Annotated in this window: 18 protein-coding genes and 2 pseudogenes; 12 read left to right on the top strand and 8 right to left on the bottom strand. The window is 71.0% G+C overall.

Annotation, left to right across the window (positions count from 1 at the left end):
- Positions 1-97 precede the first annotated feature (97 nt).
- Entirely contained in the window at positions 98-2,005 is a 1,908-nt protein-coding gene (locus QIT00_RS24365; protein WP_282537510.1) for a family 20 glycosylhydrolase, read from the bottom strand.
- 198 nt (positions 2,006-2,203) lie between these two features.
- The gene (locus tag QIT00_RS24360; protein ID WP_282537509.1) at positions 2,204-4,276 is read right to left on the bottom strand and encodes a beta-N-acetylhexosaminidase family protein; all 2,073 of its coding nucleotides are present in this window, start codon (positions 4,274-4,276) and stop codon (positions 2,204-2,206) included.
- 177 nt (positions 4,277-4,453) lie between these two features.
- Between QIT00_RS24360 and QIT00_RS39005 the strand changes: the two are divergent.
- Both QIT00_RS39005 and QIT00_RS24355 read left to right on the top strand, forming a co-directional pair.
- Positions 4,454-4,573, top strand: a pseudogene (locus QIT00_RS39005) (TetR family transcriptional regulator); the annotation flags it as partial.
- A 342-nt stretch (positions 4,574-4,915) separates the two neighbouring features.
- A complete protein-coding gene (locus QIT00_RS24355) occupies positions 4,916-5,464 on the top strand; it encodes a hypothetical protein (RefSeq protein ID WP_282537508.1) in 549 nt (182 codons plus the stop codon).
- Positions 5,465-5,491: 27 nt separating this feature from the next.
- Here QIT00_RS24355 and QIT00_RS24350 read toward each other — a convergent pair whose 3' ends face one another.
- Positions 5,492-6,358 (bottom strand): class I SAM-dependent methyltransferase, encoded by an 867-nt coding sequence (locus QIT00_RS24350; protein WP_282537507.1) that lies wholly within the window; start codon positions 6,356-6,358, stop codon positions 5,492-5,494.
- 228 nt (positions 6,359-6,586) lie between these two features.
- On the opposite strand from QIT00_RS24350, the gene QIT00_RS24345 reads away from it, so the two are divergent.
- From QIT00_RS24345 to QIT00_RS24305, 9 genes are all read left to right on the top strand, one after another.
- Positions 6,587-7,795, top strand: coding sequence for a glycosyltransferase (locus QIT00_RS24345; RefSeq protein WP_282537534.1), 1,209 nt, complete (start codon positions 6,587-6,589; stop codon positions 7,793-7,795).
- 428 nt (positions 7,796-8,223) lie between these two features.
- Positions 8,224-9,729 carry an ABC transporter substrate-binding protein gene (locus QIT00_RS24340; RefSeq protein WP_282537506.1) on the top strand — a complete coding sequence of 502 codons (1,506 nt, stop codon included), beginning with the start codon at positions 8,224-8,226 and terminating at the stop codon, positions 9,727-9,729.
- The gene (locus QIT00_RS24335; protein WP_282537505.1) at positions 9,726-10,682 is read left to right on the top strand and encodes an ABC transporter permease; all 957 of its coding nucleotides are present in this window, start codon (positions 9,726-9,728) and stop codon (positions 10,680-10,682) included. Before QIT00_RS24340 ends, QIT00_RS24335 begins: the two co-directional genes overlap by 4 nt.
- The gene (locus QIT00_RS24330) at positions 10,679-10,921 is read left to right on the top strand and encodes a hypothetical protein (protein ID WP_282537504.1); all 243 of its coding nucleotides are present in this window, start codon (positions 10,679-10,681) and stop codon (positions 10,919-10,921) included. The genes QIT00_RS24335 and QIT00_RS24330 overlap by 4 nt, the downstream gene beginning before the upstream one ends.
- Entirely contained in the window at positions 10,918-11,808 is an 891-nt protein-coding gene (locus tag QIT00_RS24325) for an ABC transporter permease (protein ID WP_282537503.1), read from the top strand. The genes QIT00_RS24330 and QIT00_RS24325 overlap by 4 nt, the downstream gene beginning before the upstream one ends.
- On the top strand, positions 11,805-12,767 hold the full coding sequence (locus QIT00_RS24320) for an ABC transporter ATP-binding protein (RefSeq protein WP_282537502.1): 963 nt from the start codon (positions 11,805-11,807) through the stop codon (positions 12,765-12,767). Before QIT00_RS24325 ends, QIT00_RS24320 begins: the two co-directional genes overlap by 4 nt.
- A complete protein-coding gene (locus QIT00_RS24315; RefSeq protein ID WP_282537501.1) occupies positions 12,764-13,831 on the top strand; it encodes an ABC transporter ATP-binding protein in 1,068 nt (355 codons plus the stop codon). Before QIT00_RS24320 ends, QIT00_RS24315 begins: the two co-directional genes overlap by 4 nt.
- Positions 13,832-13,847: 16 nt before the next feature.
- Complete coding sequence (locus QIT00_RS24310) at positions 13,848-15,680, top strand: gamma-glutamyltransferase family protein (protein ID WP_282537500.1); 1,833 nt, start codon at positions 13,848-13,850, stop codon at positions 15,678-15,680.
- 136 nt (positions 15,681-15,816) lie between these two features.
- A complete protein-coding gene (locus QIT00_RS24305; RefSeq protein ID WP_282537499.1) occupies positions 15,817-17,133 on the top strand; it encodes an MFS transporter in 1,317 nt (438 codons plus the stop codon).
- Between the two features lie 32 nt (positions 17,134-17,165).
- Here QIT00_RS24305 and QIT00_RS24300 read toward each other — a convergent pair.
- Positions 17,166-17,330 (bottom strand): annotated as a pseudogene (locus tag QIT00_RS24300) (DUF4246 family protein); the annotation flags it as partial.
- A gap of 46 nt (positions 17,331-17,376) precedes the next feature.
- Here QIT00_RS24300 and QIT00_RS24295 point away from each other — a divergent pair.
- A complete protein-coding gene (locus QIT00_RS24295; RefSeq protein WP_282537498.1) occupies positions 17,377-18,042 on the top strand; it encodes a 2'-5' RNA ligase family protein in 666 nt (221 codons plus the stop codon).
- Positions 18,043-18,112: 70 nt separating this feature from the next.
- Here QIT00_RS24295 and QIT00_RS24290 read toward each other — a convergent pair whose 3' ends face one another.
- The 4 genes from QIT00_RS24290 to rph form a co-directional block, all read right to left on the bottom strand.
- Positions 18,113-18,319, bottom strand: a complete 207-nt coding sequence (locus tag QIT00_RS24290) for a DUF5988 family protein (RefSeq protein ID WP_282537497.1) — start codon at positions 18,317-18,319, stop codon at positions 18,113-18,115.
- A gap of 161 nt (positions 18,320-18,480) precedes the next feature.
- The gene (locus QIT00_RS24285) at positions 18,481-19,104 is read right to left on the bottom strand and encodes a DUF4232 domain-containing protein (protein WP_282537496.1); all 624 of its coding nucleotides are present in this window, start codon (positions 19,102-19,104) and stop codon (positions 18,481-18,483) included.
- Positions 19,105-19,219: 115 nt separating this feature from the next.
- Positions 19,220-20,848 carry a hypothetical protein gene (locus QIT00_RS24280; protein ID WP_282537495.1) on the bottom strand — a complete coding sequence of 543 codons (1,629 nt, stop codon included), beginning with the start codon at positions 20,846-20,848 and terminating at the stop codon, positions 19,220-19,222.
- Between the two features lie 202 nt (positions 20,849-21,050).
- Positions 21,051-23,753 carry a rifamycin-inactivating phosphotransferase gene (gene rph, locus QIT00_RS24275; protein WP_282537494.1) on the bottom strand — a complete coding sequence of 901 codons (2,703 nt, stop codon included), beginning with the start codon at positions 23,751-23,753 and terminating at the stop codon, positions 21,051-21,053.
- Positions 23,754-23,861 lie beyond the last annotated feature (108 nt).

Below are 23,861 nucleotides of genomic sequence, written 5' to 3'. Positions count from 1 at the left end.
AGCCACCGGAATAGCTTCGGCCTTGCGGTGACCAGGTCACGCTCGCCGTGGTCACCGCCTGTCGACCTCCGCAACCGGCAGGCCGTACGCCCGGCCCTCAGGGCTTGGCAGTCGTCCGAGCGGTCAACGTCCAGACAGCGGGCTCCTGTTGGTCGGCCGGGTACTGCACGATCCGTCCGTCGTCGGTGACATGCGCCGCCATCTGCGTGATCGCGTTGGTGAGGCGATAGCCTCCGGCCGTCTTCGTCAACCGCCACCGCTGCAGGGTGTTCTTCGCGTCGCACGTCTCCTCGGTGACGGCGGTCCCCGGCTGCAGGGGGACGTTGAGGGTGAGCTTGCCGCTGCGGGTCTCCAGGCACCTGCCGCCTGCGGTGCTCTTCAGGGTGACGTAGCCGTCGGCGGTGCGCCGGATCTCGAAGTCGGCGGGCTTCGTGGCGCCCTTGGTGTCGCGCAGCGTGTACGTTCCGTCGGTGACCGGCACCCGCGTCAGGTCCTGTACGCCGGGTGCGTGGCCGATGGTCCTGGCGCGCTCGGTGAAGTCGGCGTAGGTCGGGTCGGGGTGTGCGTCTCCCCAGGCGACCTGGGCGATGTGGTTCAGCGGAGCTGCCATGGCGGACGCGACCTCGTTCTCGGTCTCGCCTCGCCCGTTGTCGGGCCACAGGCTGATCTTCGCGCCGGTGATTCCGTCGCGCGAGGCCAGCTTCTCGCCCTCGAAGGAGCGCGGGTCCCACTGCTCGTCGTACAGCTTCCGGGTGTTGGTGTGGAAGCCGCCGCGGATGAGATAGAGGGAGTACGCGGCGTTCATCAACGGGTGGCCCTGGGCGCGGAGTTCGCTGGGTTTGGTCGGGACGTCGAGCCAGTGCTCGACGGTGGTCCCGGCCGCCACGGGTACGGTGTTGGCGCCGGTCAGGCCGTCGTTCCAGATGCGCAGGTGCTTGCCCTTCTTCGCCGTGTAGGCGTGGACGCGGTTGACGAAGTCGATGAAGGCGTCCTGCGGGGTGGCGTTCTCGCCGTACTTCTTCTTCGCGTACGCGAGGATCTGCGGGTACTTGGCGAAGTCGGAGCCGAGCATGTACTCGTCGGCGCCCATGTGCCAGGACGTGGCGGTGAACACCTCCGCGTACTCGTCGATCAGGCTCGTGTAGTAGTCGAACGACGCGTCCTGGGTGATGTCGAGCCGTGAGGGCTGCAACTTGCCGTCGGAGTCGGCGAGTTGCAGGTCGGGCCGGTTCTCCAGCCAGGGATCCATATGGCCCGGGGAGTTGATCTCCGGCACGATGGTGACGTGGTACTTCTCGCCGAGGGCTACGAGGCGGCGCAGCTCGGACTTGGTGTAGTAGCCCCAGGAGTTGGCCTCCGGATGCTTGTCGCTCTTCACCTTCAGTTCGAGCAGGAGCTGGTTCTGCTTGCGGAAGGCCATCTCGCGGACGAGGTTCTCCAGCCAGTCCGTGGTGATGTGGATGTAGCAGGCGCAGACGCCTACGCCGCGCTCCTTGTATCGGGGTACGTCGATGGTCCGCCCGGCCGGGACCTGGTTCCCTCGGGCGAGCAGTTGGAGGAGGGTGCGGGTGCCGTAGAAGGCGCCGGTCTCGTCGGCCCCGGTGATCGTCAGGCGCGTGCCGGAGCGGAGTTCGTACCCTTCGGCGCCGAGCCGGGTGCGCCGGGAGTCGACGCCGATCACGATGTCCCCGGGGCGCGCCGCGCCGTCGACGACGGGTGGGGTGCCCTTGCCCGCGGCGCCGAGATCTTCGGCGAGTGTGGTGGCGACGCGCCGGGCGGGGGCACCGTGGGCGACCAGTCGTGTGCTGTCCTCGTAACGGTAACTCTCCTTGCCCGGTGTCCAGTTGGACAGGGCGGGGAGGGTGCGGGGTGGCGGTTTTGGTGTCGAGGGCGCGGCCTGTGCCGCCGGGATGGGTGCGGTGAGAAGCAGGGCGGTGGCGACAGCTGCGAGGCGACGGCGGCGCAACCGTGGTCCGGGCTTGAAGAGGGAGCGAGCATCTGCCATGAGGTCCGATGATTCAAGCGGCGCGGAAGGGGCGTCAATGCAGTGGTGGTGCCGAAGGCTTGGACTTTCGCGCCTGTCGCTTGCACATCTTCATCGGAGCCATCGGAGAGCCGCCGGAGAGCCATCGGAGAGCCATCGGATGTGTTGCCGTGATCCGCGCGGCGGGCCGCATCGCAGCGCAGCCCGCCGCGCGTGATCCTAGAGCTTGGGCGCGTCCGCCAGGAAGGTGTCCAGGACGCCGTCCGCGACCTTGATGGGGCCCTCCGGGCGGGTCTCACCCTCGTCGGGCATGACGGCGGCGGCCTTCTCGGCGAGCTTCGCGGAGGACGCGAAGTGCTTCTCGGCCTGCGCGTCGTCGCCGTCCGCCCGGGCCTTGAGGCCGTCGAGAGTCGCGAGGAGGGCGTCGCCCCACAGGTCGAGTGCCTTCAGCCAGGGTTCGCTGTCCGCGACGAAGCCCTCGTCGGACACCCCGCTGCGGATCCGCTGCGGGGCGTCGGCCAGCAGGTCGGCGTAGTCCCGCAGTGCGCGCAGGGCCTTGCGGCGGTCCCCGTCGCCGTCGCTGTCGCCGTCGCTGTCGCTTTCGGCCCAGGCGGTCTTGAACTTCTTCAGCCTGCGGTCGAGTTCGGGGGCCTGCGGCTGCCAGGGCTTGGGCGGGTCGGTGAACGTCGAGCCGTAGTGCTGGGTGTCGAAGAAGGCAAGGAGTGCCTTCGCCGTGCCGGGCGAGCCGTCGGCGAGATACGAGGCGGACGCCCGCCAGGCGCGCCGGGCGTCGTAGTCGGCGTTGTTCCAGCTGAAGTCGGCGCCACCGTACAGGGCCACCTTCGAAGCGGCCGCCTGGTTCATCGGGTTGAGGACGATGCCGGACAGCTCCTGCTCAAGGCCGGCCTCGCGCTTGTCGTAGGGCGCGAGGTGGAGCCGTCCCGCGCTCTGGCCGAAGTCGTTGACCGGGTAGTTGTCCCAGAGGAAGACCTTGCGTCCCCAGACCTTCTCGGCGTCGGCCGCCGCGTCGCGGGTGATCTCGAACGGCACGACGTCCGGGCCGGTCCACATGATCTCGACGTCCGGGTCGAGGTTCTCCCGGATCTGCGTCTTGTAGGCCGTGTCCTTGGCGTCCCAGTACTCGGTGGGCACCATTTGGAGGGGCTTCGTACCCTCAAGCCCGGCGAGGAACTCCTGCACGCTGTTGAGGAGTTCGACCTGCGCCCTGCCCGCGCCCTCCTGGCCGGGATCGCCGTACTTCGCCTGGTCGGCGTCGCAGTTCCACTCGCCGTACTGGATGTCGTCGAGGGGTACGGAGAAGCTCCGCACGCCCAGGTCGTACATCGAACGCAGCTTGGTCTCGAGGGCCTTCAGGTCGGCTGCGTCGCTGAAGCAGATCGACTCGCCCGGCGAGACGGCGAACGTGAAGCGGACGTGGTGGTCCGTGGCCTGCCGGACGAGCTCGCCGAGTTCGGCCAGCTTGTCCGCCGGGTACGGCTCGCGCCACTTCTCGCGATGGTACGGGTCGTCCTTCGGCGCGTAGATGTACGTGTTCATCTTGACGTCGCCGTAGAACGCGAGTTGGTCCATGCGCTCTTCGTGCGTCCAGGGCGAGCCGTAGAAGCCCTCGATCGCGCCGCGCAGGGCCATCGTCGGATGGTCGGTGACGGAGACACCGGCGATGGAGCGGTGCCGCGTCAGTTGCTTGAGGGTCTGGGCCGCGTAGTACGTGCCGTCCGCGTCGACACCGGCGAGGACGGCGGTGCCGGACTTGGCGGACGTCGCCAGCGCGTAGCCCTCGGCGTGCTTTCCCGGGTCCTGACCGCCGGCGTCCTCAAGGGCGCTGACAACGTTGTTGTCACGGGTGGATCCGACGATGACAGTGAGGCCGTGGGCTCGGGATCGGGCTTGGGCGTCTGCTTCGGCTTCGGCTTCGACGTCTGCTTCGGCTTCGGCTCCGGCTTCGGCTCCGGCTTCGGCTTCGGCTTCGGCTTCGGCTTCGGCTTCGGCTTCAGCGAGGTCGACTTCTACGATCCGCTTGGCTCCCGCGTCCCTCAGCGTGCCGGTGACGAGCTCACGCGTGGGCTCGTCCACGTCGTCACCGAACGCCAGTCGGACTGTTCGGGGGACGTCGAGGGCGCGCCCGTTGGCGTCCAGTTTCTGGGGCTGCGGGGTGAGGGCAGGGATCGGGGGGTCGTGCTTCGTCTCGGCCACCGACGGCGCGGCGGGGGCGAGCAGCCCGGCGACGGCCAGTCCGGTGACCAGACAGGCTGTCCTGCGGGTTCTCGGCATGGGAACCTCCACGTGGGATCGAGGCCGACACGGTAAGTGGTTCAGACCACTCCGCGTCAAGGTCCCGGACGTCGCTGTCCTGCCGAGGGCGGGACATCCCAGGTGGGCATGAACTCCACCAGGAACTCGCGTTGGCCGCAGGCCTCCTCGTCCCAGGAATCCCCCTCTCTGTTATGACTGACCAGTCATAACAGAGAGGGGGAACGTCGCGATGTCACCGAAGCAAGTGGTCAGGATGTCGCCACCGAGGCGGGGATCGGAAAGGGCAGTGTCTACCTGGAGTTCGGCAGCAGGGAGGAGCTCCTCGGCTCCGCCTTCGAGGCGTACGCGGACGGGTCCGCCGCCGTCCTGCGGCAGGCGGCCGAGGGCAGCGGTCCGGCACTCGACCGGCTGGCCGCCCTGGTGGACGCTGTGGTCGAGCTGCTCGCCGGAGAACCGGACCGGGCCCGGATCGTGCTCGACGTCTGGGCGTTCAGCCGCGACGGCACGGCGTCTCCCCTCGGCATGGCAGGCGTCTACCGGGCGCACCGCCCTGCAATGGCTGCTCGATCCACGTGTGCCGCTGACCGAACTGGCCACCGAACTGGCCGCCCCGCTCACCGAGATGTGCCTCGGCGGGCTGCGCCCCAGGGCGACGGCGTGATCTCCGCACTCGCCCACTGGGCCGACCGGCAGCTGATCGGACCGGGCGCGAGCGCCGTGGAGCGGGCGGTCGGATACGCCACCGCGGTGGCGGGTTGCACCCTGACGACCGCCGTGGTCGCCACCGCCTCCATGCCCTCGATCGCCGTGGTGGTCGTGGCCGTGGTCGCGTTCGACCTGTTCGGCGGCGCGGCGGTCAACGCCACGTCCACGGCCAAGCGCCACTTCCACCGACCGGGGCGTACCGCACGACACCACCTCGGCTTCGTCGCCGCCCACATCCAGCCGTTCCTGCTGGCACTCGCCGTCCCCGGCTTCGGCTGGGCCGCGGCGGCGACCATCTACGGGCTGGCGCTGGCGGGAGCCGTCGTCGTGACCGCCGTGAACGCCGAATCCCGCCGCCCCGTGGCCTTCGCCGTGACCGTGCTGGCGATCACTGCCGTGGCGGCCCTGGTCACGGTGCCACCCGAACTGGCTTGGTTCGCCCCCGTACTCCTCATCAAGCTGCTGCTCGCGCATCTGCTGCCGGAGGACGCGCCCCGGTGAACCATGGCGGCGGGTGGGCGACTCGCTTCACGTGCCGGGATGCTGGTGGGGCTTGCGTGCGTGGAAGAGGCCCCAGCGCACCAGGCCTTGGTGGGTGAGGTCTTTCCACAGGGGCAGATTGGTCAGCAGGCCCTGGAGGTAGGCGGGGCTGATGATGTCGCGCAGTTCCGCCGCACGTCGTCGTACCTCCTCTTCCAGGCGCGCGTAGTGGGTGGTGACGTCCTCGCTGCGGTCCTCGAACTCTGTGCGGGTGAAGCCGAGTGCCGACAGTTGTTCGCGGTAGAAGGAGGGGGTGGCCAGGGCCGGGATGCCCAGGCGTCGGAGGGCCGGTTGCAGGGCGTCGGCAGGGGCGTTCTCGGCGGCCATGATGTCGGAGAAGAGCAGCGCTCCGCCCGGACGCAGAACGCGCATCGCCTCGCTGAGGGCGCGGGTGCGGTCGGGAGCGTGGCAGAGGACCTCCAGGGACCAGGCGACGTCGAAGTGGTGTGCTGGATAGGGCAGTTCGTCGAGCGTGCCGGTGGTGACGTCGATGAGGGTGTCCAGGCCCCGCTGGATGTTGGCGCTGCGGTGGCGTCGGTTGTGGTGTTCGCTCAGGTCCAGTGCCGCGACGCGGCAGCCGAAGCGGGTGGCCAGGGCGCGCGCTGAACCGCCGTATCCCGAGCCGAGGTCCACGACGTTGCTGTGCGGGCCGAGGAGGTCCGCGGCCTTGTCGGCCGTGTGGCTGATGGTCCGTCCGGATGCGGTGGCGATGTCCTCGTTGCGGTCGGCGTAGATCCCGATGTGAATGTCCTCCCCGCCCCATACGGAGTCGTAGAAGGCGTCGACGTCCGCGTTGTCGTAGTAGCGGCGGGTCTCGTTCGCATCGACATCGCTCTGTTCCCGGTTGTCTTCCATGGTTGCTGTCATTCCTGCGCCACCTGCGTGTCATGCTCCCGCCCTGCCGTGATGGCTCGATCGGGTCATCTCCGTCCGCGGGTCATCTCGTACGCGGATCCTCTCCGTACGCGGGGCATCTCCGTACGCGGATCCTCTCCGTACGGTGGTGGCCGTGCTCGGAACGCGGCAGGCCTTCTGTGGCGTCGCGTTCAGGTGGGCCACACTTGCGGCGTGCGAATCGTGATGATGACAGCGGGGTCGCGGGGTGACGTCGCGCCGTACACAGGTCTGGGAGCGGGTCTCGTACGGGCCGGGCACGAGGTGACGCTGGCCGCGCACGCGGTGTTCGAGCCGCTGGTGGCCGGATCGGGGGTGCGCTTTCATCCGCTGCCGGTGGATCCCCGTGCCGAGTTGCACTCCGAGCGGGGCCGGCGGCTGCATGACGCGCGGACGGGTGCGGGCAAGCTGGTGCGGCTGGTGTCCATGGCCCGGCAGGCGGCCGACGAGCTGACGGCGGCCCTGGTGGAGGTGGCGCGCAAGGGTGACGTCCTGCTGGTCGGCGGCGCGCTGGGGCCCCTCGGGGACGCCATCGCCCAGGCCTTTTCCGTACCTTCCGTGGGGCTGCACCTGCAACCCCTCCACCCGACCGGGGAGTTCCCCGCCCCGATACTGGGGACGCGGCCCCTCGGCGCGGTGGGCAACCGGCTGAGCGGGCTCGCCGTCATGGCCTCGGTGGAGCTGGTGTTCGCAGGCTCCGTCCGGTCGCTGCGGCGGCATGGGCTCCCGGGGGCGGGCCGCTCCCGAGGCCGTCGGGCACGGCCGGTGCTGCACGGCTACAGCGAACTCGTCGTGCCCCGCCCCCGGGACTGGCCCGCCGGGCTTGAAGTGGCCGGGTACTGGTGGCCGCACGAGACCGGGCGGCTCCCCCAGGAACTGGAGGACTTCCTCGCCGCCGGGCCGAGCCCCGTCTTCGTCGGCCTGGGGAGCGCCACCGTGCCCGACCCCGAGCGGGTGAGCCGCGAGATCGTCTCCGCGGTGCGCGCGGCGGGAATGCGCGGCGTGATCCAGCGGGGCTGGGCGGGTCTGCACGCCGAGAGCGAGGACATCCTGACGGTCGACGAGGTGCCGCACTCCCTGCTCTTCCCGCGGACGGCGGCCGTCGTGCACCACGCGGGAGCGGGCACGACCGGTGCCGTCCTGCGGGCCGGAGTGCCCACGGTGCCGGTGCCGGTCCAGTTCGACGCCGCCTTCTGGGCGTCCCGGCTGACCGCGCTGGGTACGGCGCCCGGGGTGGTGCCGCTGCGCCGCCTCACCTCCCCCGCCCTGGCCGAGGCCCTGCGCCGGGCGACGGCGGACAGCACCCACCGCACGCGCGCCCGCGCGCTGGCCGACCGTCTGGCCGCCGAGGACGGCATCGCGCCGGTACTCGCCACGCTCGACCGCCTGGCGCGCTGACGCTGTTGCCGACCTGGTGAGGGGTCAGGCGGGGCCCCCACCGGACCTGCTGAACGGTCTCGTACGGCACCGAGGCCAGCGCCTTCGACCAACCCACGGCCCACCCCACGGCCCACCCCACGACCGCACGGTCCTGGTCTGCGCCGTACCAAGTCCAGTTCCTGGCCCGCGAGTTCAGCCTCCACCTTGCCATGTCGCACTTTCCGCAGCCGCGGAGCCGCAGCCGCGACCCGATCTTCTTCAGCACGGGCCTTGTCGCACCGACTGTATGCGAAATACGGTCTGCGGTATTCCTTGACCGCCTTGGGCAGGAGGTATCTTCCGTGCGCCGAACAGCGCCTCTGGCGGCGGCAGTTGGGCTGCTTCTGGTAGCCGGCACGGGCTGCACATCGCTGCAGTCGCCGGCGGCCGAGGTCGGCGGAGCTCACATGGCCGACGACCGGGAGGTCAGGGACGGAGGCACGTTGACCGTGGCCCTGGCCTCGGACCCCGACAAGCTCGACCCGTCGCTGGCCCAGACCCTCGTGGGCCGCACCGTCTTCGCATCCATGTGCGAGAAGCTGTACGACAGCGACAAGGACGGACAGCTCGTGCCGCAGTTGGCCACCGAGCTGCCGGAGATGTCGAAGGACGGCCTCACCGCCACCATCCCTGTGCGCGAGGACGCCACCTTCAGCGACGGCACGAAGCTCGACGCCGACGCCGTGGTCACCTCCCTGAAGCGGCACCGGGACATCGCGGGCTCCGCTCGGGCCACCGAACTCGGCCCCGTCGAAGGCGTCGAGGCCACCGGACCGTACACGGTGCGGATCACGCTGAAGCAGCCGTACACCCCGCTGCCCACCGTCCTCGCCGACCGCGCGGGCATGGTGCTGTCCCCGAAAGCGATCGAGAAGTACGGGAAGAGGTTCACCAACCACCCTTCCTGCGTGGGCCCGTTCAAGTACAAGGAACGCGTCGGCGGCGACCGGATCGTGCTCGTCAAGGACGACAAGTACTACGACGCCGACGCTGTCCACCTCGACCAGGTGATCTACAAGCCGATCCCCGACGGCAACGTCCGGCTCGCCAACCTCCGCTCCGGAGACGTCCAGATCGGCGACCAGATGACGCCGGTCGAGGTCACCAGCGTGCTGACCGACCCCAAGCTGCGGCTCTTCAACTCGCCCTCCCTGGGCTACCAGGGGATCGGCATCAACGTCGGCAACACCCGGGGCCTCGGCGAGAAGCCCGGGAAGATCGACACCCCGCTCGGCAGCGATGTCCGCGTCCGCGAGGCCTTCGAGAAGTCCCTCGACCGCGAACTGATCAACAAGATCGTGTTCCAGGGGATGTACGAGCCCGCCTGCGGCCCCGTCTCGCCCCAGTCCGCCATCGCGCCCGGCGTGCAGGCGAGCGAGTGCCCCGACCGCGATGTCGCGGGAGCCAGGAGACTGCTTGAGGAGGCCGGGGTGAAGACCCCCGTCCGCTTCGAGTACACGGTCAACAACACCCCCGAGGACATCCGCCTCGGCCAGGTCGTGCAGTCCATGGCCAAGGACGCCGGATTCCAGGTGACCCTGCGGCCCATGGAGTACGCCTCGATGCTGGAGGAGACCGATTCCGGCCGGTACGACGCCTTCCGCAGCGGCTGGTCCGGGCGGCTCGACCCCGACGGCAACATCGCCAGCTTCCTGACGACCCAGGGCGCCATGAACGCCTACGGACTCGGCGACAAGAAGATCGACGAGCTCATCGCACGCGGCCGCACCGAGGGCGACCAGAGCAGGCGCGCGGAGATCTACCGCGAGCTCACCGAGAGGGTCAACGCCGAACACGCCCTCATCTACCTCTACCGGCAGAAGAACTACGTCGTGGCCGGCGAGGACATCGCCGGGCTGCGTGTCCACGGCGACGGCCTGGTCCGTGTGAAGTCCGCGGGGTACGCGCGATGAGCCGTTATCTCCTCAAGCGGCTGAGGCAGTCGCTGATCACCCTCTTCCTGGTCAGTGTCGTGGTCTTCGCGGGAGTCCGGGCGATCCCCGGCGACCCGGCCCTCGCCCTTGCCGGTGAGGAACGCAGCCCGCAGGCCCTCGCCGCGATCCGCGAGCAGTACGGCCTCAATGACTCGGTCTTCGAGCAGTACTGGCGCTTCGTCTCCCACGCGGTCACCGGCGACCTGGGCGTGTCCGCGCGCACCGGCCTCCCGGTCGACGACGCGATCCTCAACGCGCTGCCCGTCACCGTCGAACTCTCGCTCCTGTCCCTCCTGTTCGCCGTGGTCTTCGGCATCGGCGCGGGCGTGATCGCGGCCGTACGCCGCGGCCGACCCGCCGAGTGGCTGGCCAACGGCCTGGCCCTGCTTGGCCTTTCCGTGCCGAACTTCTGGCTCGGCATCGTCCTGGTCCTCTCACTCGCCATCGCCGTACCGGTCTTCGCCGCCTCGGGCTACGTCCCCTTCGGCGTCGACCCGGTCGACAACCTGCGCCGCATGGTGCTGCCCGCGGTCGTCCTCGGCTCCGGGCTCGCCGCCGTCGTCATGCGCCAGACCCGCGCCGCGATGCTCGACTCGCTGTCCGCGGACTACGTCCGCACGGCCCGCGCCAAGGGACTCAGCGGCAGGCAGGTCATCGGCGGCCACGCGCTGCGCAACTCCCTGGTCACCGTCGTCACCATCCTCGGCCTCCAGCTCGGCCAGCTGATCTCCGGCGCCGTGGTCACCGAGCAGATCTTCGTCCTGCCGGGTTTCGGCAAGCTCACCATCGACGCCGTCTTCACCCGCGACTACGCGATGCTCCAGGGCGTCGTGCTGTGCACCTCGGCGGCGTACATCCTGATCAACCTCCTTGTCGACGTGGCGTACTCGGTCATCGACCCGCGCATCCGGCTCGGAGGTGCACCCCGATGACGACACTGACGACCCCGTCGACACTGACGACCCCGCCGACACTGACGACCCCGCCGACACCGGAGACCCCGGCGACACCGAAGACCCCGCCGACCGCATGGACCGCGCCCACCGCATGGACCGCGTCGACCGCGTCGACCGCGACCACCGAACTCACGACCCACCCGACCGGCACCCGCGCCGGTGGCGTGGTCCGCGCGACGGACCCGCAGGCCTGCCCCGGAGGAGCCGCGCGATGAGCACCACCGTGACCCCCACGAGCCCGACACGCACCCGCCTCGCGCGCACGGTGGGCGGCGCCCGCACCCGCGCCCTGCTCGCCAACCGGCTCGCCCTGACCGGCGGCGCCGTCGCGGCACTCTTCGTGCTCGCCGCGGTGTTCGCCCCACTCATCTCCCCGTACGACCCGGCCCAGGCCGATTTCGAGAACGCGCTCGCCCAGCCCGGCTTGTCCCACTGGCTCGGCACCGACGACCTCGGCCGCGACCAGCTCTCCCGCGTCTTCCACGGCCTGCGTGCCTCCCTGCAGGTCGGCCTGCTCGCGGTGGTCCTGGCCTTCCTGGTGGGTGTCCCGCTCGGTCTGCTCGCGGGCTACTACGGCAGGTTCGCCGACTCGACGGTCTCCCGGATCACCGAGACGATGCTCGCCTTCCCGTTCCTGGTGCTCGCCGTGGGCCTGGCCGCCATTCTCGGCCCGTCCCTGTTGAACGCCACGATCGCGATCGGCATCTCGCAGGTCCCGGCCGTCATCCGCATCACCCGTGCCGAGACCCTCCGCTTGAAGAACGTGGACTTCGTGGCCGCCGCGATCGCGGGCGGGGGCGGCGACGGCACCGTCCTGTTCCGGCACATCCTGCCCAACGCCACTTCGGCCCTGACCGTCCAGGCCACCGTCGGCATCCCCACCGCGATCATCGGCGAAGCGCTGCTCAGCTTCCTCGGCCTCGGCGTGCAGCCACCCGAGCCCTCGCTCGGCGTGATGTTGTCCTCCGCCCAGTCCTTCCTGGCCGCCGCGCCCTGGATGGCGGTCTTCCCCGGCCTCGCGATCGTCGCCGCGACGCTCGCCTTCAACCTGCTCGGCGACGGTCTGCGTGACGTCCTCGACCCCCGTGGAGCGACCCGATGACCGAGTCCGTACTGAAGGTGACCGACCTCTCGGTCTCCTTCCGCTCCGGCGAGCGCACCGTGCACGCCGTCGACGGGATCAGTTACGAAGTCCGGCCCGGCGAAGTCCTCGCGGTCGTGGGCGAGTCGGGCTGCGGAAAGTCCGTCACGTCGATGGCGGCGATGGGTCTCCTCCCGCCGACCGCGACGGTCACCGGCTCGGTGCAGCTCGGCGGCCGTGAACTGGTCGGCGCGAGCGAGAAGGAACTCGCACGGGTCCGAGGCAAGGACCTTGCGATGATCTTCCAGGAGCCGATGACCTCGCTCAACCCGGTCCTCACCGTCGGCCGGCAGGTCGGCGAGGTGCTGCGCAGGCACCAGGGCCTCAGCCGCAGACAGGCCACCGAGCGCGCCGTCGAACTCCTCGACCTGGTCGGCATCCCCGCTCCGCGCCGACGCGTCGGCGAGTACCCGCACCAGCTGTCCGGCGGCATGCGCCAGCGCGTCATGATCGCCATCGCGGTCGCCTGCGACCCGTCGGTGCTCATCGCCGACGAGCCGACGACCGCGCTCGACGTGACCGTGCAGGCGGGCATCCTCGACGTACTGCGGTCGCTGCGCGAACGCCTCGGCACCGCGATCGTCCTGATCACCCACGACCTCGGCGTCGTCGCCGACATCGCGGACCGGGTGATGGTGATGTACGCGGGCCGCGTCGTCGAACACGGCGAGGTCCACGAGCTGTACGCGAAGCCCCGGCACCCGTACACCAACGGCCTGTTGGGGGCCGTCCTCAAGCCCGGCGCCGAGGGCAAGCGACGGCTGCCCGAGATCCCCGGCCTGGTGCCGAGCCTGGAGGCCCAGCCGGACGCGTGCACCTTCGCGCCCCGCTGCCCACGTGCGACAGAGAAGTGCGGCACCGCGCGGCCGCGGCTGGACCGGGCTGCCTGCTGGCACCCGCACGAGGTGGAGGCCCGATGAGCGACAAGGCAACCGGGAACGCGGTCGTACCCGCGCAGGCGCGCCGCGCCGAGCACGAGCGGGCGCGCGGCGCCGAGCACGAACCGGCGCTCGAACTGCGTGACCTCACCCGCCACTTCGGGCCGGTCCGCGCCGTCGACGGGGTCACCCTCAGCGTCGGCCGGGGCGAGGTCGTGGGTCTGGTCGGCGAGTCCGGCAGCGGGAAGTCGACCGTCGGGCGCATCGCCGTACGGCTCGACGAGCCGACGTCCGGCAGCGTGCACATCGCCGGTACGGACGTGACGTCCCTGTCCCGGCGTCGACTGCGGCCGTTGCGCAGGAAGTTCCACCTGGTGTTCCAGGACCCGTCCTCCTCGCTCGACCCGCGGATGACGATCGCCGAGATCATCGCCGAGCCGCTCAAGCTGCACCGCATCGCCAAGGGCGACGAGGCCCGTCGGCGCGTAGAGAAGCTTCTGCGGCAGGTCGGCCTGCGCCCCGAGCAGGCCGACCGCCACCCGCACCAGCTGTCCGGCGGCCAGCGGCAGCGCGTGTCCATCGCCCGCGCGCTGTCCTGCGAGCCCGACCTGGTGGTGGCCGACGAGCCGACGTCCGCGCTCGACGTTTCCGTCCAGGCATCGGTACTGAACCTGATGGCGGACCTCCAGCGGGACCGCGGCTTCGGTTGCCTGTTCATCACCCATGACCTGGCGGCGGTGGAGTTCCTCGCCGACCGGATCGCCGTGATGTACCTCGGGCAGATCGTCGAGCAGGCGCCCACGGCCGGACTGTTCGCCGACCCCAAGCACCCGTACACCCAGGCGCTCCTGTCGGCGGCGCCGGTACCGGATCCGGCGGCACAGCGCACACGTGAGCGCATCGTCCTGAGCGGAGAACTCCCCAGCCCTCTCCATCCGCCGTCCGGCTGCCGCTTCCACACCCGCTGCCCGCTCGCGGTGGACCGGTGCGGCACCGAGATCCCGGCCCTGCGCATCCTGCCGGACGGGCAACGGCAGGCCGCCTGCCACCTGGTCGCCGAGGACGGAACCGCGCCCGACGCGTCGGCCGCGACGGTACAGAACTGAAGGGGAGCCGCAGCACATGTTCACCACCCGCCCAACCCTCCAGGGCACCTTCGGCATGGTGTCCTCCACCCACTACCTGGCCTCCCAGTCCGCGATGGCCGTCCTGGAGGACGGCGGCAACGCGTACGACGCGGCCGTCGCGGCAGGCTTCGTCCTGCATGTCGTCGAGCCGCACCTCAACGGCCCGGCCGGCGAGGTCCCGATCATCCTGGCGCCCGTCGGCGGAACACCCCGGGTGCTCTGCGGTCAGGGCGTCGCCCCGGCCGGCGCGACGATCGCCCACTACCGGGGAGAGCTCGGCCTCGAACTCGTCCCCGGCACAGGCCCGCTCGCCGCCGCCGTTCCCGGTGCCTTCGACGCCTGGATGCTGCTGCTCCGCGACCATGGCACCAGGACGCTCGCCGAGGTCCTCGCGTACGCCATCGGCTACGCCGAGGACGGCCACGCGCCCGTCGAGCGCGTCGGGCAGACCGTCGAAACCGTCCGCGAGCTGTTCGAGAACGAGTGGACGTCGTCGGCGGACGTGTACCTGCCCGGCAGCCGCTCCCCGCGGCCCGGCCAGCTGTTCCGCAACCCGGCGCTCGCCCGTACCTGGAAGCGCCTCGTCGAGGAGGCCGGGGACGGCTCGCGCGAGGAGCAGATCGACAGCGCACGCCGCGTATGGCGCGAAGGTTTCATCGCCGAAGCCCTCGTCCAGCAGGCCCGGCGGCCCACCATGGACACCAGCGGCTCACGCCACGCGGGCACGCTGACCGCCGCCGACCTGGCCGGCTGGCAGGCCACGTACGAGGCGCCCGCCACGTACGACTGGAACGGCTGGACGCTCTGCAAGGCCGGCGGCTGGAGTCAGGGTCCTGCCTTCCTCCAGCAGTTGGCCCTGCTACCGCCCGTCGAGGAGCTTCCCGCGTACGGCTCGGCCGAGTACGTCCACCTGCTGATCGAGGGCTGCAAGCTCGCGATGGCGGACCGTGAGGCGTGGTACGGGGACGCGGGCGTCGACGTTCCGCTCTCGGCGCTCCTCTCGGACGACTACAACGCCGCACGTCGCGCGCTGATCGGCGCGAAAGCCTCGTACGAGCTGCGCCCCGGCAGTCCCGAGGGCCGTGAGCCGAAGCTCAGCCGTCAGGCGCTCGCGGTCGCGGCCGGCGAGCCCGGCTTCGACGCGTTGGGCATTCCGGCGGCGGGCGCGGGCGAGCCGACGGTCGCCGAGGTCGGCGGCGAGGTCGTCACCGCGGACGGGGCCACCAGGGGCGACACCTGCCACCTCGACATCGTGGACCGCTGGGGCAACATGGTCGCCGCGACGCCCTCCGGCGGCTGGCTGCAGTCCAACCCCGTCGTCCCCGACCTTGGCTTCCCGCTCGGTACGCGCCTCCAGATGGCGTGGCTCGACGAGGATCTGCCGAACTCCCTGACCCCGGGCAAGCGGCCCCGTACGACGCTGACGCCGTCGCTCGCGCTCAGGGACGGCGTCCCGGTCATGGCCTTCGGCACGCCCGGCGGTGACCAGCAGGACCAGTGGCAGGTCCACTTCTTCCTGGCGGTCGCGCTGCGCGGCACCGTGCGTGGCTCCTGGGACCTCCAGGGCGCCATCGACGCCCCGAACTGGCACAACGACTCCTTCCCCGGCTCCTTCCACCCGCGCGGGATGCGGCCCGGCAGCGTGACGGTGGAGTCGCGCATGCCGGACGACGTGGTCGAGGGCCTGCGCTCGCGCGGTCACGACGTCACGGTCGGCGAGCCCTGGTCCGAGGGCCGGCTCTGCGCGGTCGCACGCGACCCGCGAACGGGCGTGCTGAGTGCGGCGGCGAACCCGCGCGGGATGCAGGGTTACGCGGTCGGCCGGTGAGGGGCGGTGCGGCGGACACCGGATCGTGTCCTTTCCTCGCGCGGACAGGAATGTCTCGGCGACCAACTGCGTTGCCGAGCAGGCTGGTTCAGCCGGTGCCGTCCCCACGCCACGGAAGAGAAGAGGCCGCTCCACCATGACCGCCACACCCGCGGGCACACCGCCCGGCCCGCCCGCCGTCCCCGCCGCGGTGACCGTCTCGCCGGAACGCATCGCGGCCGCCCGCAAGGCGGTGATCAGCAGCTCGATCGGCGCGGCCCTCGAGTGGTTCGACATCATCGTCTACGCGTCGTTCGCCGTCGTCATCGCGAAGAACTTCTTCCCCGGGGGTGACGCCGGCCTCGGTCTCATCCTCACCTTCGCCACCTTCGCGATCTCCTACCTCGTACGGCCTCTGGGCGGCCTGCTCATCGGTGGCTACGGCGACCGGTACGGCCGCAAGAAGGCACTCACTCTGACGCTCCTGCTCATGATGGCCGGGACCGTGCTCATGGCCGCTGCCCCCACCCATCAGGCGATCGGCGCGTGGGCGGGCCTGATCATCCTGGTGTCGCGGCTCGTCCAGGGATTCTCGGCCGGTGCGGAGTTCGGTACGGCCACGACGTTCCTCATCGAGACGGCACCGCACCGCAAGGCCTACTACTCCTCCTGGCAGGTCGCCAGCCAGGGGGTGTCGATGTTCCTCGCCTCGGCCTTCGGCTACGCCCTGTTCACGTACCTGTCCGAGGAGGAGCTGTACGCCTGGGGCTGGCGGATTCCGTTCATCGTGGGCGTTCTCGTCGGCCCCGTCGGCCTGTACATCCGGGCGCGGCTGTCCGAGACGGAGGAGTTCAGCCAGGGGCCGCGGGAGCACGCGCCGGTCCGGTCCACCCTGACGCGTCACCTGGGGCGGGTGCTCGCCGGTGCCGCGTGCGTCGGTGTCGCGACGATCTCCGTCTACCTCATCCTCTACATGCCGACCTTCGCGGTGAAGAGCCTCGGGGTGCCCGCCGACGCCGCCTATCTCGGCGGTGCCGTCGCCGGTCTCGTCACGCTCGTCGGGGTGCCGTTCGTCGGCAGGCTTGCGGACCGGGTGGGGCCGGCGCGCGTGATGACGTGGGCGGCGGCCGCCGCGCTGCTGCTCGCGTGGCCGCTCTTCAGGGCGCTGACCAGCTCGCCGACTGTGCCCACGCTGGTGCTTGTCATCGCGGTACTCGGCGTGATCATGGCGTTCTACTTCGCCCCGCTCCCCGCGCTGCTCACCTCCCTGTATCCGGGCGAGGTACGGACCACAGCCGTCTCGACGGCGTACAACCTCGGCGTGACCCTGCTCGGCGGCATCGCGCCGCTCGTGCTCACCTGGCTCATCGACCGCACCGGCTCCCTCGACTCGCCCAGCCTCTACTACATGGGCGTCGCCGTCGTCTCCCTCGCCGGCCTCTGGTACGTGCGGGGCCAGGACGGCGTGCGCTGACCGAACCGGCGCTGGGAGGCTCAGTGCTGAGTGGGCCGCGGGTGGCGTAGATCGGTGAGGACGTTCTCCAGGAGCGGGAGCATGCGGCCCAGCAAATCCGGCAGTACGGCGGTGAGTTCGCGGTGGTCCACGGGGTGGACGCTGTTGACGTACGAGAGGAAGGAGACGCCGCCGTCGTCACCGACCTCGACGCCCGTACGCCCGTCCCGCAGCCCGGCGTAGTGCGCGAGAGACCATGGGCCTATGGAGAAGGGCTGGAACGCCGACGGACTGGGGCCGGTCGGGGTGTGCGACGTGGCTCCGACGGCTCGTACCGCGGTCGCATGGATCCCACCGCTCGGGCTGTGGCCCGCTATTCAGGGCATCCGGCAGGAGCACGATCCGCAGATCCGCCGCTGGCCTCCGCATGTCAACGTGCTCTTCGGGTTCGTACCGGAGGCCGAGTTCGAGCACGCGCTCCCGCTGCTCACCGCGGCGGCGGCGCGGACGCGGGTGTTCACGGCGCGGCTGTCAGGGGTACGGGTGTTCCGCCACCGGGCGTACTCGACGGTGTGGCTCGATCCTGCTGCCGCGGGGCAGGCGCCGTGGCAGGAGCTGTACGACTCGCTGGCCGGGTGTTTCCCGCTGTGCCGCGGGCGGCACAGGAACTTCACCCCGCACCTGTCCCTGGGCCGGGCCCGTGACCCGCGTCCCGTCGTCGCCGAGTGCACGGCCCGGCTCGATGTCATGACGACCACGGTCGACGAGGTCGTGCTGCTCGCACGGCGGGCCGACGAACCCATGCGCCCACGGGCCACGATCGCGCTGGGCAGCGGCGAGTCGCGTCAGTACGGGGTGGCCTCGGGCGGGTTGAGCGCCGAGCAGGTCGCACGGCGGGCGCAGGCGCGGGTCGACGCCCGGCACGACTGACCGGCGCTGCAGCCGTGGCGCTCGGGCTCTGGCACGGGCGCTGGCTCCGGCTCCGGCTCTGGCGCTGGCGCTACGAGGCCATCTCCGTCCGCTCCCACCATTCGTAGACGGGGAGTTTCCCGTGGGGCGTATCCGCCTGGCGTCGGGTCGGCCGGAAATGCTCGTAGCCGTTACGGAACTCGATCTTCAGATCCTGACCGGAGGTATCGACCGGGACGATCCGGTCGGGCAGGTCCTGCGGGCCGCCTTCGAGGAATGCCTTGTCTGTCTCGCTCATGACCTCACCGTTCCCGTGGTCGGGATGCGGTGTCGCGTGCCGGGCGGAAGATCAGTCGTGTGGGCCCATCCCGTGCACAGCCGGAGCAACGAGGTCTGCCCCGGCCTCTCGACCTCGCAGGCCGCGGGCGCACCCCGGCCGGTCACCCGCTCCGCCTCCGACTACTGCTTGCCGGTGCCGACCGGGTCGACCGTGACGGGCCTGCCCGTGCCGTCGGTGACAGGGATGTCGAGGGAGACCGGCAGGGTCTTGGAGTGGGTCTCGTCGGGCGGGGTGACGACGATGCTGGTGACGTTCACGCCCGAGCCGCCGGAGTCGTTGCGCGGGAGGTGCAGGGTGAAGCGGCTCTCCTCGCCGGTCTTCACGACGACGGCCGGTACGGCGAGGCCGCTGCGCTCGGCACTGATGGTGTCGGCGTCGTCGGTCTTGAGGTCGACGCCGGGGAAGCCCTTGAACGTGCAGGTGTCTCCGGTGTTCTTGAGGATCACCATGAGGTTTCCCTCGGCCATGCCGGGTGACGTGCGGAAGTCGAGGTTCGCGGTCTTGCACTGGCCGGTCGTGACGGGTCCGTCGCCGCTGCCGCCGCCGTCGTCCGGTGTGCCGCCCGGGTTCTCGTCGGAGGGGCCGCTGCCGTCCTTGGTGGCTTCGGTGTCTTCGGTGGCTTCCGCGGAAGGGGAGTCGGCTCGGTCGTTGCTGCCGGCGGTGTCCTGGTTCTCCTGGCAGGCGGTGAGCGTGAGGCCTGCGGCGAGGGCGAGGGCTGCCAGGGTGAGCTTCTGGGTGCGCATGGCATCTTCTTCCGTCGTCGGCCGGTCGGTTCGTACGACTCGTTGCGTACGTACCCAGCTGTCCGACGCCAACTAACCGGAATTACTTGCCAGTTGAACCGCGGCCGAGGTTTGCTCAGTCTCCCCGCTGCGCGGCGCCCGGGGTCGCCGTGGGTGACAGGAGGGCGCGGTATTCGCGCAGGTGGGGGAAGTCGGGGAGCCGGTGGACGCGCCAGTCGCGGGCGTACTGCTGGGGGCGCTGGTCGGCGTGGAGGAGGACGGCGACCGGCTGGTGGCGGGCTGCGGCGGCCAGGCCTTCGGGCGTGATGCTCTGGTCGTGGCCGTAGGGCTGGCGGGAGGAGCAGCCGACGCGGAACGCGACGCGGATGGACTCCATCCCGGTGATCACGCACGGCGGACGCACGCCCTGGTCGCGCAGTTCGGCGGCGACGCGCGCGTGCAGGGCGTTGTCGGTGCGCACGCGGTTGACGAGCCCGTCGAGGACCTTGTACTGGATCGTCAGATGCCCTGCGACCGCCGCGGCCAGGCCGACGAGGGCGACCCGGCGCCACGGCGTTCCGGCCCGTGCGGCCGCTCGTACGACGTGGACGAGGCCGTGGGCGACCGGCAGGCTGAGCAGGGCGTACGCGGGGAGCAGGAAGCGTGGTGCGGCGTAGCCGACGGTGAACCAGTACGGGAAGGCGAGGGCGAGTCCGGTGCCGGTGGCCAGGACGATCGCCGACCGGTGGGGGGTGCGGGCCGCCGCCCATACGCCGCCCGCGACGAGGAGCGGGAGGACGATCAGCCAGAGGCCGGTGACCGGGTGCGTCCACGCCACGTCGCAGGGGCGGCACAGGGTGCGGCCGCCCAGGGCGCGCACGTGGTCGTCGAAGGCGAAGTACGCGCCCAGGTGGCCCTGGATCTCGCTGGCCCGCTCAAGGCGTGTGGTCAGGCCGCCGTACCACACGTACGCCTCGATGATCCACTCCGCCCAGCCGACGACGAGGGCGGCGGCGAGGGTGAGGAGCAGCAGGAGGCGGCGGCGTGCGCGCATCAGGAGGGCTGCCACGGCCAGGGGCAGGGCGAGCCAGACCGCGTCGCCGGGGCGCAGGAGTGCGGCGAACGCCACCGCGGCGGCCATGCACAGCAGCATGCGGGCGTCGGGGCGGCGGACCGCGCGCAGGAAGCAGCCGGTGGCGATGAGTGCCGCGTAGGCGACCCAGAGGTTGGGCATCACCTGCGTGCCGTAGAACGCGGTGATCCAGATGCTCGCGAACAGGGCTCCGGCGACGGCCAGTACGGGGGTGGGCAGGAGTCGCCGCCACACCCAGAGTGCGAGGAACAGTCCGAGGCCGGAGAGCAGGGCCAGGTAGACGCGCAGGACCGGGACGGAGGTGGTCAGTTCGGTGACGGGTGCCACGAGGTAGGTGATGCCGCGGGCGCGGGGGGCGCTGAAGAACGCGGCGGGGGCCTGCGGGCTGACCTGGCTGACGTAGACGGTCTCGTCCCAGCCGAGGCCGGTGCCGGGTACGGCGAGGGCGGGCTGGAAGACGAGGGCGAACTGGAAGAGGGTGAAGGCGGCGGCGACGCCGGCCAGCCACGGCAGTGCGCGGGCGGGTGCCTTCGCACCGGTTCCGGCGTTGTCCGGGGCTTTACGGCGTGGGCCGGGGCGCGGTCCGTCCGCTGCTGCGGGCGGCTGCTGTGGTGCGGCATCCGGCGCCCCGGGGAGCGGGCTGTGCCCTGGGACCACATCGGGTTCTTGCACGGTCCCGGCCTCCTTCAGCTCCGCGGCTGTGCCCGCGGTCTCGCGTCCGCGGGTTCGCGTCCGTCTCCTGAACGCTGCCGCCGGTCGCGGTGGAGCACCAGGCCGGTGAGGCACCCGGGCGAGCACCTGCTGCCGAAGGGGTGAGAGGGAGGGCCGACCGCGACGGCCCTCCCTCCCGTTCCCTCCCCCGGGATCGCGTGGGTCAGGGCAGGATCTCGACGTACCCGTCCGTTCCGTGGACGCGGATGCGCTGGCCGTCGCGGATGAGGCGGGTGGCCTGTTCGACGCCCACGACCGCCGGCAGGCCGTACTCGCGGGCGATGACGGCACCGTGGGTCATCAGTCCGCCGACCTCCGTCACCAGTCCGGCGATGCCGACGAACAGAGGCGACCAGCTGGGGTCGGTGAAGGGGGTGATCAGGATGTCGCCCGCTTCGAGGTCCGCGTCCGCCATGTCGAGGATGACGCGGGCTCGCCCCTCGACGGTCCCGGCGGAGACGGGAAGGCCGATGAGGGCGCCGTCCGGGACGTCGTCGCGCCGGTACGCCCCAGTGACGGCTTCGCCGTCCGAGGTGAGGACGCGGGGCGGAGTGAGGGCGTGGTACGAGCGGAACGCGTCCTTGCGCTCCTGGATGAGGCGGGCGTCGACCCGGTGCGAGCGCGCGGCGTCGTGGAGTTCCTGGAACGTGAGGTAGAAGGCGTCCTCGGGCTCGGCGAGCACACCGGCCCTGACGAGGCGCCCGGCCTCCGCCGACAGGGCCTGCTTGTACAGGAAGTAGCGGCTGATGATCCCGTACTTGGGGTACTCCCGGTAGCCGACGAAGGTGCGGACGCGGTCGATCATCCGCTGGGTCTCGTCGGCCTTGCGGTCGCCGTCCGGCAGGGTCCGCAGGCGGGACAGCACATCGTGTGCCTTCGCCTCGGCCCGCAGGCGCCCTTCCTCGAAGCGTCGTTCGGCCGCGCCCGGTGCGAAGTTCCTGACGTTGTCGAGGATCACGGGTACGAGCGTGCCGGGGCGTTCGCGCCAGCGCGGCCTGGTGATGTCGATCTCGCCGACGCAGCGCATGCCGTACCGGTCGAGGTAGGCCTCGATGGCGTCGCGCGCTTCGGTGCCGCCGGGGAGTTTCGGCAGTTCGTCGAGGAAGTCGTCGCCCTCGACGCCCTCGACGCCCTCGACGCCTTGCAGGAACGCCACAAGCTCCGGGTGGGGGCGGACCACGTCGGCGACGTCGAGGAGCGCGAGGCCCATCTCCGAGGTGATGTTGTCGGGCGCGGACAAGGTGAGCGTGTCGGCCGCGTTCTTCTCGCCCAGCCACTCCCCCAGCTTGTCGTTGAGCCACCAGGTGGCCTCCATGCCCGCCATGATGGCCCGCATGCTCAGCGGGTCGCTGAGCACCTTCTTGTGCTCCGTGAACGCGTCGAGGAGGAAGTCGAACAGCTCCGGTCCCGACTTCGTCCGGATGTCGCGTTCCAGGGCGGCGACGGATGCCTCGCTGCGCGCGATCAGTTCGGTGACGAGGGCGGGATCGGTGTCGATCGGGGCGGGCGGACCACTCACAGGCGGAGCCTCGGCGGGCGGTCCGTCGGCGGCCGGACCGTCGGGGCTCGCGGCCGGAAGCGAGGGCACGAGGAAGTCCTCGCGCCCGAGGACGGTCTCCAGGGCGTCCCTGGTCAGCGGGTCGCCCCTGCCCACCAGGTCCAGGAAGGCGGCGCGGCTCGCGGGTTCGGCCAGGCGCCGGGTCGCGTCGACGAACAGCCTTCCGCCGGCCTCGAGCATCGGCGCCATGGCCGTCAGCTGCCACAGGGAGAGGCCCAGGGGCTTCATGGGGTCGGTCATCATCTGCTGGTGGCCGACGGAGAGGTAGACGTGGTTCTCCTCGTCGCCTGCCTCGGGGACGGGGAACAGTGTCGTGATGGGCCGGCTCTGCACGATCTGGAAGTCGTCGTCGGCCAGGCACCATTCGATGTCCTGAGGGTGGCCGAAGTGGGCTTCGATCCGCCGCCCGAGCCGGACCAGTCGTACGACTTGCTCATCGGTGAGGGCGGGCTGCCGCTGCCGCCGCGCGTCGACCGCGACTTCTCGCGTTCCGCCGGTCGGCAGGGCGTCAACTGCCCGTTGTTTGGCGGCGATTGCGCGGGAGACGATCTCGCCGTCGCGCACCTTGAACACATCCGGGTTGACCAGTCCGGAGACCAGGGCCTCGCCGAGGCCGAAGCCCGCGTCCACGGTGGCGACCTTCCGGTGGCCCGTGACGGGGTCGGCGGTGAACAGGATGCCGGACGCCTGCGGGAGGACCATCCGCTGGACGACGACGGCCATGTGGACCGTGCGGTGGTCGATGCCGTTGCGCCTGCGGTAGGTCACGGCCCGCTCGGTGAACAGCGAGGCCCAGCAGCGGCTGACGTGCCGGAGGACCGCCGCCGGTCCCATGACGTTCAGGTACGTGTCCTGCTGGCCGGCGAACGAGGCGGTCGGCAGGTCCTCCGCGGTCGCGCTGGACCGGACGGCGCAGGCGGTCTGTTCGCCGAGCCGGTCGAGGGCGCGGGTGATGTCCGCCGCGAGGTCCTCCGGGATGGTGATGCCTTCGACGGTGCGGCGGACCTCCGCGCTGAGCGCGCGGATCGCGTCCCGGTCGTCCGGGTCGTCCGGGTCGTCCGGCTCCAGGCGCGACAGCCGGTCGAGCAGCGCTTCGATCGACGGGTCCTGCGCCATGATCCGGCGGAAGGCGTGCGTCGTCACACAGAAGCCGTCCGGCACGCGGACGCCGTCGATGCGGGAGAGCCCGCCGAGGTGTGCGGCTTTGCCGCCCACGACCGGAAGTCGGTCCCCGGCCCCGGCCCCGGCCCCGGCGCCGTCCAAGTCCAAGTCCAAGTCCTGGAGATCCAACACGTACCGCTCGCTCATGTGGCGCCTCATTTCCGCAGGTTGTGGGCTCGGGCCGGATGATTCTGCGCCGTGCCCCGGGCCTTGTGGCAAGCCCCCGGGTGAGCTATACCTTGAGAGTGGCAAGGA

Source organism: Streptomyces luteolus (assembly GCF_029968015.1).
Classification (GTDB): Bacteria; Actinomycetota; Actinomycetes; order Streptomycetales; family Streptomycetaceae; genus Streptomyces; species Streptomyces luteolus.
This window is presented reverse-complemented; position numbering and strand designations above follow the sequence as displayed.

Coding starts and splice junctions, on each gene's coding strand:
- QIT00_RS24315 (WP_282537501.1), top strand. CDS start 12,764: ATGAGCGACAAGGCAACCGGGAACGCGGTCGTACCCGCGCAGGCGCGC.
- QIT00_RS24330 (WP_282537504.1), top strand. CDS start 10,679: ATGACGACACTGACGACCCCGTCGACACTGACGACCCCGCCGACACTG.
- QIT00_RS24365 (WP_282537510.1), bottom strand. CDS start 2,005: ATGGCAGATGCTCGCTCCCTCTTCAAGCCCGGACCACGGTTGCGCCGC.
- QIT00_RS24335 (WP_282537505.1), top strand. CDS start 9,726: ATGAGCCGTTATCTCCTCAAGCGGCTGAGGCAGTCGCTGATCACCCTC.
- QIT00_RS24285 (WP_282537496.1), bottom strand. CDS start 19,104: ATGCGCACCCAGAAGCTCACCCTGGCAGCCCTCGCCCTCGCCGCAGGC.
- rph (WP_282537494.1), bottom strand. CDS start 23,753: ATGAGCGAGCGGTACGTGTTGGATCTCCAGGACTTGGACTTGGACTTG.
- QIT00_RS24320 (WP_282537502.1), top strand. CDS start 11,805: ATGACCGAGTCCGTACTGAAGGTGACCGACCTCTCGGTCTCCTTCCGC.
- QIT00_RS24295 (WP_282537498.1), top strand. CDS start 17,377: ATGGAGAAGGGCTGGAACGCCGACGGACTGGGGCCGGTCGGGGTGTGC.
- QIT00_RS24350 (WP_282537507.1), bottom strand. CDS start 6,358: ATGGAAGACAACCGGGAACAGAGCGATGTCGATGCGAACGAGACCCGC.
- QIT00_RS24345 (WP_282537534.1), top strand. CDS start 6,587: ATGACAGCGGGGTCGCGGGGTGACGTCGCGCCGTACACAGGTCTGGGA.
- QIT00_RS24360 (WP_282537509.1), bottom strand. CDS start 4,276: ATGCCGAGAACCCGCAGGACAGCCTGTCTGGTCACCGGACTGGCCGTC.
- QIT00_RS24340 (WP_282537506.1), top strand. CDS start 8,224: ATGGCCGACGACCGGGAGGTCAGGGACGGAGGCACGTTGACCGTGGCC.
- QIT00_RS24325 (WP_282537503.1), top strand. CDS start 10,918: ATGAGCACCACCGTGACCCCCACGAGCCCGACACGCACCCGCCTCGCG.
- QIT00_RS24310 (WP_282537500.1), top strand. CDS start 13,848: ATGTTCACCACCCGCCCAACCCTCCAGGGCACCTTCGGCATGGTGTCC.
- QIT00_RS24305 (WP_282537499.1), top strand. CDS start 15,817: ATGACCGCCACACCCGCGGGCACACCGCCCGGCCCGCCCGCCGTCCCC.
- QIT00_RS24290 (WP_282537497.1), bottom strand. CDS start 18,319: ATGAGCGAGACAGACAAGGCATTCCTCGAAGGCGGCCCGCAGGACCTG.